Origin of the sequence: Leptospira gomenensis, assembly GCF_004770155.1 — a bacterium.
Classification (GTDB): domain Bacteria; phylum Spirochaetota; class Leptospiria; order Leptospirales; family Leptospiraceae; genus Leptospira; species Leptospira gomenensis.
This window is the reverse complement of sequence record NZ_RQFA01000008.1, coordinates 48,161-63,523: the sequence shown is the minus strand read 5'-3', so window position 1 is coordinate 63,523 and position 15,363 is coordinate 48,161. Positions and strand designations below refer to the sequence as shown.

16 protein-coding genes are annotated in these 15,363 nt (G+C 46.6%); 6 read left to right on the top strand and 10 right to left on the bottom strand.

The genetic code is table 11. The annotated features are described in order from the left end of the window. Positions 1-204 precede the first annotated feature (204 nt). Positions 205-849 carry a fructose-6-phosphate aldolase gene (gene fsa, locus EHQ17_RS00990; protein ID WP_135592784.1) on the top strand — a complete coding sequence of 215 codons (645 nt, stop codon included), beginning with the start codon at positions 205-207 and terminating at the stop codon, positions 847-849. Positions 850-1,060: 211 nt separating this feature from the next. Here fsa and EHQ17_RS00985 read toward each other — a convergent pair whose 3' ends face one another. The 3 genes from EHQ17_RS00985 to EHQ17_RS00975 are packed head-to-tail and all read right to left on the bottom strand — an operon-like array spanning position 1,061 to position 4,288. Then, a complete protein-coding gene (locus EHQ17_RS00985) occupies positions 1,061-2,101 on the bottom strand; it encodes a DUF1574 domain-containing protein (protein ID WP_135592782.1) in 1,041 nt (346 codons plus the stop codon). 7 nt (positions 2,102-2,108) lie between these two features. Continuing rightward, positions 2,109-3,527, bottom strand: coding sequence for an MBOAT family O-acyltransferase (locus EHQ17_RS00980; RefSeq protein WP_135592780.1), 1,419 nt, complete (start codon positions 3,525-3,527; stop codon positions 2,109-2,111). Further along, the gene (locus tag EHQ17_RS00975; protein ID WP_425460663.1) at positions 3,524-4,288 is read right to left on the bottom strand and encodes a pseudouridine synthase; all 765 of its coding nucleotides are present in this window, start codon (positions 4,286-4,288) and stop codon (positions 3,524-3,526) included. The genes EHQ17_RS00980 and EHQ17_RS00975 overlap by 4 nt, the downstream gene beginning before the upstream one ends. A gap of 88 nt (positions 4,289-4,376) precedes the next feature. On the opposite strand from EHQ17_RS00975, the gene lipA reads away from it, so the two are divergent. After that, positions 4,377-5,282, top strand: coding sequence for a lipoyl synthase (gene lipA / locus EHQ17_RS00970; protein WP_135592778.1), 906 nt, complete (start codon positions 4,377-4,379; stop codon positions 5,280-5,282). Further along, complete coding sequence (locus tag EHQ17_RS00965) at positions 5,270-5,569, top strand: hypothetical protein (RefSeq protein WP_135592776.1); 300 nt, start codon at positions 5,270-5,272, stop codon at positions 5,567-5,569. The genes lipA and EHQ17_RS00965 overlap by 13 nt, the downstream gene beginning before the upstream one ends. Before the next feature lie 400 nt (positions 5,570-5,969). On the opposite strand, the gene EHQ17_RS00960 is transcribed toward EHQ17_RS00965, so the two are convergent. Further along, on the bottom strand, positions 5,970-7,136 hold the full coding sequence (locus EHQ17_RS00960; RefSeq protein WP_135592774.1) for a lipoprotein LipL45: 1,167 nt from the start codon (positions 7,134-7,136) through the stop codon (positions 5,970-5,972). Positions 7,137-7,237: 101 nt separating this feature from the next. Continuing rightward, positions 7,238-8,512 carry a PQQ-dependent sugar dehydrogenase gene (locus EHQ17_RS00955; RefSeq protein WP_135592771.1) on the bottom strand — a complete coding sequence of 425 codons (1,275 nt, stop codon included), beginning with the start codon at positions 8,510-8,512 and terminating at the stop codon, positions 7,238-7,240. Positions 8,513-8,676: 164 nt separating this feature from the next. Here EHQ17_RS00955 and EHQ17_RS00950 point away from each other — a divergent pair, with 164 nt between their 5' ends. Beyond that, positions 8,677-9,996, top strand: coding sequence for a radical SAM protein (locus EHQ17_RS00950; protein WP_135592770.1), 1,320 nt, complete (start codon positions 8,677-8,679; stop codon positions 9,994-9,996). Positions 9,997-10,062: 66 nt separating this feature from the next. Here the strand turns inward: EHQ17_RS00950 and EHQ17_RS00945 are convergent, their stop codons facing one another. From EHQ17_RS00945 to EHQ17_RS00925, 5 genes are all read right to left on the bottom strand, one after another. Continuing rightward, positions 10,063-10,371, bottom strand: coding sequence for a hypothetical protein (locus tag EHQ17_RS00945; protein WP_135592768.1), 309 nt, complete (start codon positions 10,369-10,371; stop codon positions 10,063-10,065). A gap of 228 nt (positions 10,372-10,599) precedes the next feature. After that, positions 10,600-10,908 carry an LIC_10421 family protein gene (locus tag EHQ17_RS00940; RefSeq protein ID WP_135592766.1) on the bottom strand — a complete coding sequence of 103 codons (309 nt, stop codon included), beginning with the start codon at positions 10,906-10,908 and terminating at the stop codon, positions 10,600-10,602. A 271-nt stretch (positions 10,909-11,179) separates the two neighbouring features. After that, complete coding sequence (locus EHQ17_RS00935) at positions 11,180-11,863, bottom strand: TIGR00266 family protein (protein ID WP_135592764.1); 684 nt, start codon at positions 11,861-11,863, stop codon at positions 11,180-11,182. 12 nt (positions 11,864-11,875) lie between these two features. Continuing rightward, positions 11,876-12,550 (bottom strand): TIGR00266 family protein, encoded by a 675-nt coding sequence (locus EHQ17_RS00930; RefSeq protein WP_135592762.1) that lies wholly within the window; start codon positions 12,548-12,550, stop codon positions 11,876-11,878. Between the two features lie 15 nt (positions 12,551-12,565). After that, positions 12,566-13,231: a TIGR00266 family protein gene (locus tag EHQ17_RS00925; protein ID WP_135592760.1), complete on the bottom strand. Its 666-nt coding sequence runs from the start codon at positions 13,229-13,231 to the stop codon at positions 12,566-12,568. A gap of 82 nt (positions 13,232-13,313) precedes the next feature. Here EHQ17_RS00925 and EHQ17_RS00920 point away from each other — a divergent pair, with 82 nt between their 5' ends. Together EHQ17_RS00920 and lpxC are read left to right on the top strand one after the other, a co-directional pair. Then, complete coding sequence (locus tag EHQ17_RS00920) at positions 13,314-13,982, top strand: SDR family oxidoreductase (RefSeq protein WP_135592757.1); 669 nt, start codon at positions 13,314-13,316, stop codon at positions 13,980-13,982. A 300-nt stretch (positions 13,983-14,282) separates the two neighbouring features. Beyond that, positions 14,283-15,188 carry a UDP-3-O-acyl-N-acetylglucosamine deacetylase gene (lpxC, locus tag EHQ17_RS00915; RefSeq protein WP_135592755.1) on the top strand — a complete coding sequence of 302 codons (906 nt, stop codon included), beginning with the start codon at positions 14,283-14,285 and terminating at the stop codon, positions 15,186-15,188. Positions 15,189-15,363: the final 175 nt, after the last annotated feature.

Below are 15,363 nucleotides of genomic sequence, written 5' to 3'. Positions count from 1 at the left end.
GAAAAAAGCTCCTTTGGCAAAACGCGCTCAAGCGAACCGTTTCTTTTTTTCGTGAGGATGGTCGATCGTTCCCGTAAAAAATAAAAACGCAGTCGTTAAAACGAAAGGGGTCGTCTCAAAAGGGAAACGTTCCGCCTAAAATTCAATTGACCCTAACCTCGCTTTTCGGAGATGCTCTAAGCAATTCATATACGGAGCATGTCTGTGGAATTATACCTCGATACGGCAAATATAGACGAAATCAAAGAAATCGCTTCCTACGGACTCGTAGACGGAGTGACCACCAATCCTTCCATCATCGCAAAGTCCGGAAGAAGTTTTAAGGAAGTCATCAAAGAAATCTGTTCGATCGTTCCCGGTCCCGTAAGCGCGGAAGTTCTTTCCACGAACCACGAAGGGATGATGAAGGAAGCCTTGGAACTCGTCGAAATCGCGGAAAACGTAGTCGTAAAAGTGCCTCTGATTCCGGAAGGATTAAAAACGGTCGTCGAACTTACGAAACGCAATATTCCCACGAACGTAACCCTTTGTTTTTCCGCCCCACAAGCCCTTCTTGCTGCAAAAGCCGGAGCCACGTTTATTTCTCCGTTTATCGGACGAGTGGACGACACGAGCTGGGATGGGATGGAGTTGATTTCCGAAATTCGGGAAATCTACGATAACTACGGATACGATACGAGAATACTTGCGGCGTCCATCCGCGGACCGATTCACCTAAAGGAATCCGCTTTGCGCGGCGCGGATTGTGCGACCATGCCCTACTCCGCATTCCAACAACTTTTCAAACATCCTCTCACGGACATCGGTTTGGAGAAGTTTTTAGAAGATGCAAAAAAGCTAAAGTGGTAATCGGATAAACCGTTTTCCTTCTTTGGTTTCGCTTTCTATACGTTCGTTTCGAATCAATCCGTTGTCTCGGATCAAATATCCGAAAACCGAGACAACTTCCGTTTCTCGCAAACGAAATAAATCTCGTTTTCCAAATCCCGCGGAGTTTTTTCTCACTCCTACGTAAATCAAGTTTTGTCCGGCGGCCCTCGGTGGCGGCTTGCGCCGATTTTTACCGGACTTCGATTTTTTTCGTACCGTAATAATCGTCCGTCATCAATTTCATCGATTCCAAAAAGCACATAATCGACTGATGAGATGCGTCGTAAAAAAGTTTGCATTCTGTTTGGGAATTAAGATCCACCGGAATCGCAGAATAACTGCGCGCCAAATCCTTCACCTTAGGCCACCAAATTTTGTCGAATCCGAGTTCGTCGTATCGTTTGCGATAGGTTTCGTAAACCTTCGGCCAGATCAGATACACTTTGACGTCGTTCGCTTTCGCTAATTTGAGAAATTCCTCCACGAAATAAAACTGTGTAGATCCTAGTTCGAAAGAGGAAAGATAAATATTCCGGATTCGAAGTGCGTCTTTTTCCAATCGTTCCGGATCGTTCAAAAAACTAGTGTAGGCGAACTGCTCTCCCCGGTGAAGATTGAGCACCATAAAATCGGTATTTAGGGCGGAATCGTATTCCCTGAGTTTTCCTTCCTGAAGACGTTTTGCGAATAACTTCAAATCGGGATTCACTCGACGAACGGCGAATAGGCGGTCCAAGAAAAGTTTTTTTCGATCGTCAAAGGAGATACGATCCAGATGTTTCATCAAAAACTCGTCGTCGGCCCCGTATTTCAAAAAAGGATCGTAAAAAACACCCTTCGTATCGTCGAAAGCCTCGGGACTGATCACGTAAAAGACCATCTTCGGTTTAAAACCTTCTCCGATAATTTTTTCAAACCAATAATACCCGTATGCGGGAACCGCCTGAGGTCCTGAAAAATTATACAAGATCCAGTCTTTTTGGAATTTCTTTTCGAAACCGATCACGGAATACGGATAAGCCCTGGAATCCCCGAAAGCGAGCGCCAAGGAACGATTTTCGAGTTCCTTATCCTTTTTCATCCGCTCGAAAAGGGTTCTTCTTTGTGTATAATAGACGCCGTTTCCCGACTGGATGAAGTTTTTACGGAAATATTCCAGCGTAAAGATCTTATCCAGACAAAACACGAAAAGAAGGAAAATAACGGGGTAATAAATATACAATCGTTTCATAATATTCTTAAAACCTTGAATAGAAAAAGTCCGCGTTACCCGCGCTCATTCCGACCATTACGAACAAAATCAAAATCCCCAAAACGGGCAAAAGACGGATCCTCCATTTTTCGGGCACGGAAAAACGTTCCGGCCATTCCTCCGAGACGTGAAAAGCGATCACGAATAAAAGCATATAAAAACCGGTTTCCAATCCGCTCAGGGATCTTCCTCCCTGAAAGGAAAGAATTCGCGCGACCGAAGAAACCGCGGAATTAAAATCGGGAGTGAAAAAGAAAGTCCAGGAAATCGAATACACGAGTAGAACGAAAAGATAACGGATCCCCGGTTTGAGATACGGAATCTCCGGTAGAACTTTCCATTTTTGAACCTCGAACAAACGCTCCAACGATAAATACGTTCCCGTCAATAATCCCCAAAAAAGAAAGTTCAGACTTGCCCCGTGCCAAAGTCCGCCGAGCATAAACGTGATTAAAAAGTTGATCGCCGTCCTCCATTCTCCCTTACGAGAACCTCCCAAAGGAATGTAGATGTAGTCTCGGATCCAATAGGAAAACGTTAGATGCCATCTCCTCCATAAATCTCCGAAACTCTGGAAAAAAAACGGAGCCTTAAAATTTTCCGGAAGATCGAACCCCATCAATTTTCCCAAACCGCGCGCCATGTCCGTCAGACCGGAAAAATCGAAGTACAGATTGAGCGCGAAAAGAAAACAAGTCAATAGAAGCGCCGTTCCGGAATATTCTCCCGGTGAAAGAAAAATCGGAGCGATCAAAGGAAGAACCGCCGCGGACAAAAGTCCCTTTTTGACGAGACCCCGCAAAAATAGCCAAAGACCTTCCGTCAGCTTGGAAGGAGTCAGGTACGGGCGCTCCCACTGATCGCAAACCTGTTCGTAACGAAGGATCGGACCGGCGATCATCACCGGAAAAAAGAACACGAACGAGAAAATCCCGGACAAAGTGATTTCTCTGGAGAAGTCGGAACGTTTGGAATCCACCGCCAAAGAGATCAATTGAAACGTGTAATAGCTGATCGTCGCTGGAAGAAGCACTTCGAACCCGGCCACTCCGAACAGAGAGGACAACTTTGCGTCCAGTGCAGTTTTTTGTTGGAGGGCCGGTATGGAAAACGCGAATCCGACAAACTGCATGAGTAAATAAAAATATTTGAATAAACCGAGGTTGAACAGATTCAGAACGACCGCGGATTTTACGTACCAGCTTTTTTCGCGGAAGTAAGCGTATAACGCCCAGTTGGCGACTACAACCGCGATCAAATGAATCAGAAAATTGAAGCTGAAGAAGGAATAAAAAACGGCGGACCCGCCGATCAAAAGATACTTTCTACTTTTTTCCGGAATATTCCAATAAATCAGATAAAAGATTAGAAAAAATAAAAGAAACTCAATACTGATAAAATTCATTCCCAAACCTCGTCTGCGTCTCTGAGAAGGAATTCCCCTTCTTTGAGATTCAGTTTTTCCAACTCGATCGAACCGACTCGAATCCTCTGCAAATCCAAAACCCTTGTCCCGGACGTTTGAAACATTCTTCGGATTTGTCTTTTTTTACCTTCTCCGAGAACCACACGATATACACACGAAGACCCGGGAAGAAGTTTAACCATCTTTGCACGCAGAATTTCCCCGGCATCCAAAATCCCTTTTTGAAACTCGAGCCGGATGTTCTTTTCTCCCGGATCATCCCGAAGCCAAACCAGATATTCCTTTTCGGAACCCTGGGAAGGATGCGAAATTTTTTGAGCCAAATCCCCGTCGTTGGTAAGAAGCAAAAGCCCTCTGGAATTCAGATCCAAACGTCCGGCGATTTTATAATGACGATACGATTCCGGCAAAAGGGAGAAAACGGTTTTTTCGTGAAACCGATCTCGGTGCGAACAAAGATAACCGGCGGGTTTGTTGAGAATCAGAAGTTTGGGAGATTCCGAAAGAGGAAGAATCGTTTCCCCTTTGTAAGTCACTCGGTCCACGCCGGGACGAACCCGCGTCGCCAGTGAAGTCACGATTTTTCCGTTGATCGTAATTCCTCCGCTAAGAACCAATTCCTCCGTTTTTCTTCTGGAACCTAATCCACAATCCGCCAGAAAACGATTGATTCGAATTCCTTCCTTCTCTTTGAATTCATCCGGGGCCGACATGGATTCTTCCATTTCAAAAAGATTCAAAAATTCTTCTACCGAAAACTTTCGTTGACCGGATCCTTCCTTCGTTCAGGATAGAGGGCGGATGAAAAACGTCCCCGTTCCGTAAACTATGAACCCTCTCAAAAAAAAGCCGCGTACTCGTTCCCAAATCGAAGCCCCGAAAAAACCGGATTGGCTGAAGGTGAAACTCCGCTTTCCCGATCCGCAAAACGATTCGGTCGCGCTCGTCCGCGATTCCCTGGAAGAAAAAAAACTGCATACCGTTTGCGAAAGTGCCTCCTGTCCCAACCTCAATCATTGTTGGTCGCGAAAAACGGCGACGTATATGTTGGGCGGAGATATCTGCACTCGCCGTTGTTCCTATTGCGACGTAGCCTCCGGAAAACCTCTCCCCTTGGATTCGGGAGAACCAGGACGGGTCGCGGAATCCGCAATCGCACTCGGCCTCAAACACGTAGTGATCACCGCGGTCAATCGGGACGACTTAGAGGACGGAGGAGCTTCCCATTTTGAGGAAACAGTTTTAAAAATCCGAAAGGGATTACCCGAATGTAAGATCGAACTTTTGGTTCCCGACTTTAAGGCAAAACCGGAGTCTTTGGAAATCGTATTCAGAAGTAGACCCGACGTATTCAATCACAATCTGGAAACGGTACGACGGCTTTTTCCGGAAGTCGCTCCTCAGAAAAAATACGAACGTTCTTTGGAAGTTTTAAAGATCGCTTCCGATCGCGGCTTTTTAACGAAAAGCGGTTTGATCTTAGGTATGGGAGAATCGTTTGAGGAAGTAAAAGAATGTATGCGCGACCTTGTATCGACCGGGGTTTCCCTTTTGACCTTGGGTCAATATTTGCAACCGACGTCCACACATTTACCCGTGAAGGAATACGTGCTTCCGGAAGTATTTCAGGAATTACGAATATACGGAAAGTCCATCGGCTTCAAAGGGGTTTTTTCCGGTCCTTTAGTACGCAGTTCCTATCACGCGGACGAACAAGTAGAATGGAATCGTTGAGCGGGACTCCTCCGCAACCGCCTCCCGAAGAAATCAAACGGATTCTCTATCATTCCATCGTGCGTTTTTTATCCTCCAAACAAGGTCCGATCAGCAAGTCCGAGCTCAAGGATCTTTTGGAAAAATCGATCAATCTCATACCGGAACTCAGCGCGCATTGGGCGGAAATCAATCGATTCGGCAAGAATAAGATGATCCTATACTGGAGGGAACGCGTTATGCTTTTGGATATGGGGGAGGTTCTGGATTCAGTCCACGGATTGTGGAATCAAAATTTCGAACGTTAAAAGGAAAAAACAGAGTTTTGTAGGAAACTGAATTCAATTTTTCGAATATTCAAAAAACGAACTTTACTTACGCCCGATCCGATCCGATCCGATCCGATCCGATCCGATCCGAACCGAACCGATCCGAACCATTTCCGATCACCGCGGATTAAAAACGAAACGATCTCAATTACGAACGTAAAAAATCCATCCAACTCTACGTCAATCGGAAGCGAGCCATAAAAAACCGGAGAATCCGGCGAAACGAAACTCCGAAAAAGAATTCAAAAAAAAGCCGGACCCGCGAATACGAATCGATCCGTATAGAGTCCCGTATTACGAATCGAAATCCGTACAGAGAAAAACCCGGGGTTTTAAAGCCCGGGTTTTTTCCACCTGATTTCAGGTACAGTCTCTGTTATCAGAATTTAGCTTTCGTTTGGAAGTCGTAAATCACTTCTTGAACATCCGCCTGATTGATCTTCTTGATACCTTGTTCGGTATGAACGATCATCGTGGATCCTTGCTGATCTACGATCGCACCGATCAAAGAAGACCCGTCGGTCATGATGATCTTTTCGATTCTTTCGTAGTAGTTTACGATATCCTTGCTGGATTTCAGTTCTTTCGGAGTGGAAATCAGGATCTGTTTGAATTTCTTCGCTTCGTCTTCCTGGCGAGCGGAAACTTCCGTTTCCAACTTCTTTCTTTCGGATTCGAGAGCGGCCGCTTTTTGTTCATCCACTTTTCCGGAAGATTCTTCGTTGATACGAACCATCTTTTCGGTGGTTTCCTTATCTACGGTAACGATCGTTCTGATCTCTTCTTCTTCTTTTTTGGAAATCGCCGAGCTATCCAGTTTTTTAACCACACCGGAAATATTCTTTTCGCTGAGTTTAGAAGCGTCCTTGACGTCCAGAGCTTTATCATCGGCTTTTACGACGGATGCTTGGTTTTTCTCAAGAACGATTTCGGAAGAAGCTATGGATTGTTGGATTTTTTTCAGATCTTCGTTTTTAGCGATTTCTTCGTCGCTCAGTCCTTCCAGAGCCGCAACACGAGGAGCGACTGCAACCGCACCGTCCAAAACTTTTACGACCGCTTTGTCGGATTTGGATCTGTCAACGATGAAGGAAGTTCCACGCACACCAGCGATCGCGGTCGGTGTAACGACGGAGAACTGATCTTCTTTGGAAGCCTTATTGACTTTCGCGAAAACCTTTCCGGAAACGAGAGCCAGTCTTGTATCGGTATTTCCTTTGGAGTTGATGGAAAGTCCGTCGAAATCGATCACGGAATTTTCCGAGATACGAATCGCGGATCCGTCGGCAAATTGAATGTCAACTTTGGCCTTGTCTTTCGTCGTAACCTTGTCGCCGGTTTTTAGACTTGCGCCTAAGGTAGCTTTTTCTTCGGTTAAGTCCGCGTGCAGGATTTTAGCTTCCCCTACGCTGAACACTACAACCGCAGAAGGGCTGTTTTCTTTTCCAGTGGCTGCCTGGGAAGTTTCGTTGGGTTTCTTACAAGCGCTGAACACCAGAATACCGGCGGTCAAGGCGATTGAGGAAACGGTTAATAGCTTCTTCATACCCATATTCCTTATGATTGAATTGATAACAGGACTGCGGTGGTGGCAGCCTCTATCTATTGTTCACACAACAGACAATGGAATCGGTTTTTCCAAATCTTTCAATTTTTTTTTATGATTTGAAAGATATTTCCACCACCAAAGTCGGCGAAATACACTTCTCCGGACGCATCCTGACCAAATGTGCTGATTTGGAAAGGGACCCGAAATAGGAGACTATGGGAAACCTTCTTTCCCCCTTCCAAACGCAAGGACCAGATCTTTCCGGTCACAAAATCAGCATACAAATAGGAGCCAAAAAGGACCGGCAAACGTTTTCCCCGGTAGACGAAACCGCCCGTGATCGACTGACCTTCTCGATGGGTATATTCATACACCGGATTTATAATTTCGGAATTTTTACAATCCGAATGGTTCCGAAAACAGTGAAATCCTTCTTTGATATTCCAGCCGTAGTTCCCGCCTTTCCGAATCAGATCGATTTCTTCGTATTCGTCCTGACCCACATCGGCCAAATACAAATCCCCATTCCAAGAGTCGAAGGAAAATCTCCAAGGATTTCGAAGTCCGTAAGCCCAAATTTCCGGCAAAAAACCGGGTCGATTTACAAAGGGATTGTCCGACGGAATTTTATAAGATACGCCTCCCGATTTTGAATTCGGTTCGATTCGGAGAAGTTTTCCCAACAACGTGCCCGGGTTTTGTCCGTTTCGGAACGGATCGTCCCTTCCTCCTCCGTCTCCGAATCCTATGTATAACTTTCGATCCGGTCCAAAGGCGATCTGTCCTCCGTTGTGATTGGAATACGGTTGTTCTAATTTCACCAAGGTCCTCTTGGCGTCCTCCAGACGGAGGGAAGTCTCTGGCTTCCATTCGAATTCTAAAATTTTGGAATAATCCTTTCCGTTTTCCTTTACGATGACGTGCACATAAACCCGGGAATCTTTTCCGAAATCGGGAGAAAATGCAAGTCCGAGTAACCCTTCTTCGGAGCGGGTTTCTACCTGACCGGTGAAATCGGCCCGAACGGTTTGGACGGCTTCAGACGAGGACGGATCTTTCCCCTTCCATTCTACTTCCACGATCCTTCCCCGTTTTTCCAAAACCAGCATCCGCGTCGAGGAGCCGGGGAAAAATTGTATGTCCGTCGGCTCGTGCAAACCCTCGACCACTTTTTTATAGGTGGGAATTACGACGGTTTCCCGTTTCTGTTTTGAAGCAGCTGTCGTTTTTCCGAGGTTAGGCCTGGAATCCGCCTGGAAAAAAATTCCGGTCCAAACAAACACCCAGGCCAAAATGAAAAACGAAAACGAACGATGGAACGTATTTGAAAACACGGCATAAACGGGAACATTCCCGAAACGGATAAAAAACATGCGTCTTTCCTATCCGCTCCGAGACAAGGGTCAAACCGAATTCTAAAACGGATCGCTCGACGAAACAGACAAACAACGAAACCGACCGGTTCGAGATTTCGATTCCATTCCCCGGAAAAAGGGATCGTAATTTCGGTTCCCCCGGAGAGTTTGTCTAATTAGAAATGGAAGCCACCGACTCAATCCGCCAAAGTTCCACGATTCCCCTCTTAGAGGAAATGGAAAGAAAATACAAATCGATTCCCATGGAGTCGATCGTAAAGCAGGACATCCTCAGACAAGGAATTCACTTTCTCAAAGAGGCCTTCGAGGTTTCGGGCGAATACAAAACCAAGGATTATTTTATATTCTCCTTTGATCATATTCCGCTTTCGGAATTGGGGGAAGGCGCCGACGTCAAAGCTCCCGAAGAAATTAAGATTTCAGGAGGACATTTCCAGCTCCTCCCCACGGTCATCTCCACTCGCAACAATCCGAACTCACCGTATAAGGTTAAAAAATCTCCGGAAGGAAAACCTTCCTTATACCTGGGAGAGACATTCTTGGGAAACGTGGAATTCCCCCCGCTTCCCGCCTGGTATCGTCACAAAACCAAAAACGGAAAAATACCGGGGGAAATCGCTCCGGTAATCGAATGGGGATATCTCATCTATCTCACCGTTTTTAGAAACTGCCAATACTTCGGAAAGGAAGAAGAATGCGCGTATTGCGATATCAATCACAACTATCGTCAGCAGAAAAACGCAGGACGTCCGTATACGGGAGTCAAGGACGTGGAAGACATTCTCGAAGTCTTGTCCTGGATCGACGCGGAGGATCAAATCGCCAAGGTCTATACGATCACCGGCGGAAGTGTGATCACATCGCTCAAGAAAAAAAACGAAATCGACTTTTATCTCGAGTATGCCCAAGCCATCGAATCCAGATTCCCGGGTCGATGGATGGGAAAAATCGTTTCTCAAGCCTGGGAAATCGAAGATTGTAAAAAGTTCAAAGATGCTGGAATCCAAGTCTATCACCCGAACTACGAAGTCTGGGATAAGAATTTATTCCAAAAAATCTGCCCCGGTAAGGAAGCCTACATAGGAAGGGACAACTGGATCCGAAGAGTCGTGGATTCTGCGGAAGTTTTCGGTCCTTCCTACGTGATTCCGAATTTCGTGGGGGGAGTGGAACTTTCCAAACCGTACGGCTTTTCGACCGTCGCCGAAGCGATCCAATCCACGGGAGAAGGTCTGGATTTTTTTATGTCCAAGGGAATCATGCCCCGGTTCACCGCATGGTGCCCCGAACCGTATACCACCTTAGGAACACAAGCGGGGCCACCTTTGGAATATTTCTGCGAACTTCTTACCGTTTGGAAAGCTACATTCGAAAAGTATAATTTACCCGTTCCTCCTGGATACGGAGAACCCGGCCCGGGCAAGGCGGTGTTTTCGGTTTCCGCTTTTATGGATGTAATCGGTTATCCGGGTAGGACTTGAGCTTCGCCGAAAAAACGATTTCTTAGAGTAGAGGATACGAAACACCAATGGTTCCTACTACCTTCGTCAGAGCTTCCACTTGCTCGGACGTCCCAGGTTGTGATATCTTCCGGAAGGAACGTGAAACGGATTGTGATGGGAACCTCCTCCGTTATTGTAATAGCGGGGGTATTGTCTGTAATACCTCGGATATCCGTATTGGTTTTGAAAACCGTAAGGGGAATAATACCCTCTATATCCTCCGCACGCGTCCGAACCCGCAGCAGTACAGTCCTCGTCATAACGGTGCGGATACGTCATACAACCGATTCCAAAGAGAAAAACGGAAATCGTCAGCGGCAAGATTCGAATCGCAAATCGGCTTTTGATCAACATACAAGCTCCCTTCCATACGATCCCGAAACTCCGCTACGACCGGACATAGCAGAACGGGAAAAAGAATCCGTTTCAGTGTAATCGAATCCTAATCTTTGTCCATAGGGGAAACCCCGAAATGAGGGGAATCCCTAAATGATTCGGAAATACCGACCCGACGACCGATCCGCCTTTTGAGAAGATTTTGCGATCGATCCGAAACCCGAAACACTTTCCGTCCGATTAAAGTCAAAGTTTACCGGCTTCTTCCTCGTATCGTTGCGCTTCGACGTTGCAATGATCGGCCAGCTTTTTATACTTCTTATGTTCTTCATTGGAATTGTTGGCCTTACCGCCCTGGCTTCGATCGGCAAGACTCTGATATTTTTCCGCTAAAGCTCTTTGATCTTTCGCTTTTTTGTTCAGATATTCCTTAGCGATTTTTTTTAATTCCGGATTGGTCGCTTCCTGGATCAACAACAGCTCGATTTCCGAAAGGGCGAAGACGCTCTGGGCGAAAAGCAAAATGGCGACGGCAAACGGTAGAATTCTTTTCATCGGGGTGAAACTCCTTTCCCTGGATTTTCACCCTAGATTCCGCGCAACCTCCGATTTTCCAAGTAAGATATTGAGTCGGAAGTTTTTTCCAAAAAGACGTACGGGCCTTTCCGGAATCGTAGTTTGGAATTCGGGGCGTTGAAAAAAAAAATCGGCGCTCGAACGGGTTATTTCTACAAAGATTCAATTTTTGGAATATTCTATTTCTAGAATAAAATAGGTTTTGAATTTTCGGAATGAACCCTGAATTCCGGATTCATTCCGAATCGAATCAACTGGAAGACGAGGATTTCTCCACCCTTCTCCATTGGTTGGCCCAACCGGCAAATGCGTTCTGGTTTCTGGATTGGATATACAATTTTCCTTTTCCAGAAAAGACCGCCACAAGTCCCTCCCCGCTCAAGAATAGGGATTTGAGTCCGCCTACTTTCTGAATCGAATATTCGAGAGAACTTTCGAAACCTACGATATGCCCCGTATCCACCACGTATTGACCTTCCACGTTCACGGTGTGAATGGCTCCGAAGCTGGAAAAAAACAAATCTCCCGCGCCGCTTACCTTCAAAAAGAAAAGTCCTTCTCCGGAGAAAAATCCCTTAAAACCTCCCCATTTGCTGTCGATGACCAAGGATTCGGAACCGGCGACGTACGCTCCGCGACTGAGGATCAATTCTTCCCCGTTGAGTTTACGGTATTCGATGTCTCCTTGTGTGGCGCTCGTCAAAAAAATGGTTCCACCTCCGCCTTCGGCTTTAAACGTATTCTGGAAAAAGGATTCTCCGCTGAGTAACGCGCGTTTGGCGGAAGCCCACAATCCCCCTTCTGCTTTGGTAGTCATCTTGACGGCCGGACTCATCGCGACCATAGCGCCCGATTCCGCGCGGATAGATTCTCCGTTTTCAAGCTGCACTTGAACGATGGGAAAATCGGGTTTTAATAATATTTCGTGTTTCATTGTAAGGTCTCCTTAACGTTTGATCGGCGGAAGTTTATCACGGAACCAACTTCCCAAAGAAGGAACGTTTCTCGATTGGATCCAAATCTTTCCTTTTCCTTTAAACTTGGCGACGAATCCTTCCCCGCCCAAAAAGAAGGACTTCCATCCTCCGAACTTGGTCATCTCGTAGTTCAATCCCTCTTCGAAGGCGACGATATGACCGGTGTCCACGATGAATTCTCCGTTTACTTCGAGGATATCGATTCCTCCGTAACTAGAGATCAACAAGGGGCCGTTGCCGCTGAGTTTGAGAAAAAACAAAGATTCACCGCTGATAAATCCTTTGAGTCCTTGGAATTTCGTGTCCATTTCGATGTTAGGCGAAGACGCCAGAAAGGAACTGGATTGGACGTAGACCGTACCGGATAAATCGATCTTATCCACGTCTCCGGGAAGGGTGGGCGCCAAAAGCACCTCTCCATTTCCGGAAGAAGCGGTGAAGGTATTCATCCAGAAGGATTCTCCGCCTAAAAAGGCGGCTTTTAGACTTTTGAGGAATCCGCCTTGTTGGGCCTTGTGAGTTTGTATGGTGATTCCGGAACTCATCGACATCATGGAACCGGCTTCTGCTTTTACCGATTCGCCTCCGTTTAACAGGATTTTGGCGAAGCTGTAGGACGGTTTGCTGAGAATTTCAATATTCATAATATTACCTTTTTCTTATTGAGGAAGAAGTGCTGTCAGCCAGGACAAAAATCCGGACGGAACCCTGGATTGGATCAGCACCTTTCCCGTTCCCGTAAATTCCATCACCAGTCCTTCCCCCCCGAAAAGTGTGGATTTCCAACTTCCCCCGGCCTTTGCGATCCGATATTGAAGACTTTTGTCGAACGCGACCACGTGTCCCGTGTCGATCGTATAAGAACCTTGTACGTCTATGGGAAGAATCGCTCCGTAGGAATTCAAAAAAAGTTTTCCCGTACCGACCACGTCCAGGAGAAAAACGCCCTCTCCTCCCAAAAACGAACGAAGACCGCCGAATCTGGGTTTCATCGTAATGTTTTCGTCCGAAGCAAGATAAGCCCCGGATTCGACAAGGAGTCCGTTGTCTGTCAGATCGATTCCGATCACGTCCCCGGGAAGTTCGGGTGCGAGTCCCAATTCGCCCCCCGCAGCGGGCGCCTTAAATACGTTGAAGAAAAAAGATTCTCCGCCGAAAAATCTTCTGGATAACGCGGAAAGAAAACCGCTTCCCAATTTCGTTTCCACGTCCATCCCCGGACTCATATAAACCATAGCTCCGGCTTCCGCTTTGATCGTCTGCCCGGGCGATAATTTGACTTTTAAAAAAGAATACGAAGGTTTGTGAATGATCTCGTAATTCATAGAACCAGCACTGTAATTCCGTAGAACGGAGCGTCAACTGAAAAGTGTTTCCAACCTTGCCCCCGAAACAAACCATTGGAATATGACTTCACGAACGATATTGATCACGGGTGCGAATCGCGGAATCGGCTTGGAACTGACGAAAAGTTTTCTAGCAAAGGGGGATAAAGTTTTCGCTCTTTGTCGAAAGTCCTCTCCCGAACTGAACGCAGCAAAGCCGACTCGAATTTTGGAAGGAGTGGACGTACTCGATTCGAACTCGATCCGGAAAATTTCAGCGAACTTGTTGGACACAAAGTTGGACATTCTCATAAACAACGCCGGGATTTTAATTCCGGATAATCTGCAAAGTTTGGACGAGGAAAACGTTACGACACAATTTCTCGTAAACGCGCTCGGTCCTTTAAAAGTGGTGCGGGAACTACTACACACACTCTCCCCCGATGCAAAGTTGGTCTTTCTTACGAGCAGAATGGGCTCGATTGCCGACAACGGTTCGGGGGGCTACTACGGTTATCGCGCTTCCAAGGCGGCCCTAAACGCAATCGCGGTCAGTTTGGCGCGGGATTTAGCCCCGAAAGGAATCTCGGTGGGAATCTTCCACCCGGGAATGGTCGCCACTCAGATGACGGGAGGAAAAGGAATTTCCCCGGAAGAAAGCGTTTCCGGTTTGATCCAAAGAATCGAGGCGTTGAATGGATCCAATTCGGGCAAATTCTTACACCAAAACGGAGAGGAACTTCCCTGGTAAACCAATGGGACCATAACCTGTGTCCCCGAAGATACACTGATGCAAAAAAGAGACGGTTGGTTGGAAATTTATTTCTAATTATGTCGGATTGGACCCAAAACCTGGGATTCGGCAGTGCAAAAAAAACGTTTTCGACCGGGAATTTGGCATGGAGTTTGCTTATTAGTAGAAAGCCGGAAAAAATTCTAATCCGAAAGGTTTAGAATCCGATCGGTCAAAACGAAAAAAGCGAACTTCGAGTTGGATCAAACCGTCTCCCCAATAGGCAGCCGGTTTGCGAAATCGAAAACCCACTCAAATATGAAAGAAACCATATATAGAAGATCCCTCAAGGATACAGTTAGAATCAAAGGCATAGGGTTACATTCCGGCAAAGAGGTCAATCTGATCGCTCATCCCGCCCCATCCGGCACCGGAATCGTATTCGAATACAGAAAAGGTCAGGAAAAAGCGTCCATTTCCGCGGAACTCAGCAATGTAGTCGATACGAGCAACGCGACCACACTGGGGGACGGTTTACACCGAATCCAGACAGTGGAACATTTGCTCGCCGCGGTTTACGCGCTCGGTTTGACGGATTTGATTTTGGAGATAGACGCGGTCGAAGTTCCGATCATGGACGGTTCTTCCCTTCCCTTCCTCCAAGCCTTAGAATCGGCTGGAATCGAAGAATATCCGGAAATCGTAGAACCGATTTACGTGCAACACCCTCTCTGGGTCGTGGACGGGGATAAATACCTCGTTCTACTTCCCAGCCAGGAACTCAAGGTCACATATACCATCGATTTCAATCATCCCCTTCTCAAAGGACAAAACATCACGATCTCCCTGGATCGGGAAAAGATAAAACAGGAAATTCTGCCTGCACGAACCTTCGGATTTCTAAAAGACGTAGAAGCTCTGCAAGCCAGAGGACTGGCGATGGGAGGTTCCTTGGACAATGCCATCGTTCTTACCCAAGACGGATATCTCAACCAGCAGCTTCGTTTTGAAAACGAATGTGTTCGTCATAAAATTTTGGATCTTTTCGGAGATATTTCCATCGCAGGAAGACCGATCATCGGACATTACCTCGCTTCCAAAGCCGGGCACGCGTTGGATATTTCGATGGCCAAACTCGTGATGAGCAGCGTGACCGGAAACGAGATCAGCAAATACAAAAGTCGCAGAATTCCTCTGTTCAAACGGAAGGCGGCGGTCGTTTAGGATCGCCCCAATTCCGTACCAAAGTTTTTTCTCCATTTCTGGATTCCCCTGGGTAAGCGACACATGGTGGGAAAAACGACCGAAACGACAGGATCCGAACCTCTCGAAGTTTTGTGTGTCCGTCGTTTCTCGGCTTTCTCCTAAGGGAGAAATTCGAATCCTCCTTTACTAAAAA

What these genes read in the sequence shown, in the direction of transcription:
- EHQ17_RS00960 (WP_135592774.1), bottom strand. Translation starts at nt 7,136, where the DNA reads ATGAAGAAGCTATTAACCGTTTCCTCAATCGCCTTGACCGCCGGTATT.
- lpxC (WP_135592755.1), top strand. Translation starts at nt 14,283, where the DNA reads ATGAAAGAAACCATATATAGAAGATCCCTCAAGGATACAGTTAGAATC.
- lipA (WP_135592778.1), top strand. Translation starts at nt 4,377, where the DNA reads ATGAACCCTCTCAAAAAAAAGCCGCGTACTCGTTCCCAAATCGAAGCC.
- EHQ17_RS00985 (WP_135592782.1), bottom strand. Translation starts at nt 2,101, where the DNA reads ATGAAACGATTGTATATTTATTACCCCGTTATTTTCCTTCTTTTCGTG.
- EHQ17_RS00930 (WP_135592762.1), bottom strand. Translation starts at nt 12,550, where the DNA reads ATGAATATTGAAATTCTCAGCAAACCGTCCTACAGCTTCGCCAAAATC.
- EHQ17_RS00925 (WP_135592760.1), bottom strand. Translation starts at nt 13,231, where the DNA reads ATGAATTACGAGATCATTCACAAACCTTCGTATTCTTTTTTAAAAGTC.
- EHQ17_RS00945 (WP_135592768.1), bottom strand. Translation starts at nt 10,371, where the DNA reads ATGTTGATCAAAAGCCGATTTGCGATTCGAATCTTGCCGCTGACGATT.
- EHQ17_RS00935 (WP_135592764.1), bottom strand. Translation starts at nt 11,863, where the DNA reads ATGAAACACGAAATATTATTAAAACCCGATTTTCCCATCGTTCAAGTG.
- EHQ17_RS00950 (WP_135592770.1), top strand. Translation starts at nt 8,677, where the DNA reads ATGGAAGCCACCGACTCAATCCGCCAAAGTTCCACGATTCCCCTCTTA.
- EHQ17_RS00940 (WP_135592766.1), bottom strand. Translation starts at nt 10,908, where the DNA reads ATGAAAAGAATTCTACCGTTTGCCGTCGCCATTTTGCTTTTCGCCCAG.
- EHQ17_RS00980 (WP_135592780.1), bottom strand. Translation starts at nt 3,527, where the DNA reads ATGAATTTTATCAGTATTGAGTTTCTTTTATTTTTTCTAATCTTTTAT.
- EHQ17_RS00955 (WP_135592771.1), bottom strand. Translation starts at nt 8,512, where the DNA reads ATGTTTTTTATCCGTTTCGGGAATGTTCCCGTTTATGCCGTGTTTTCA.
- EHQ17_RS00920 (WP_135592757.1), top strand. Translation starts at nt 13,314, where the DNA reads ATGACTTCACGAACGATATTGATCACGGGTGCGAATCGCGGAATCGGC.
- EHQ17_RS00965 (WP_135592776.1), top strand. Translation starts at nt 5,270, where the DNA reads ATGGAATCGTTGAGCGGGACTCCTCCGCAACCGCCTCCCGAAGAAATC.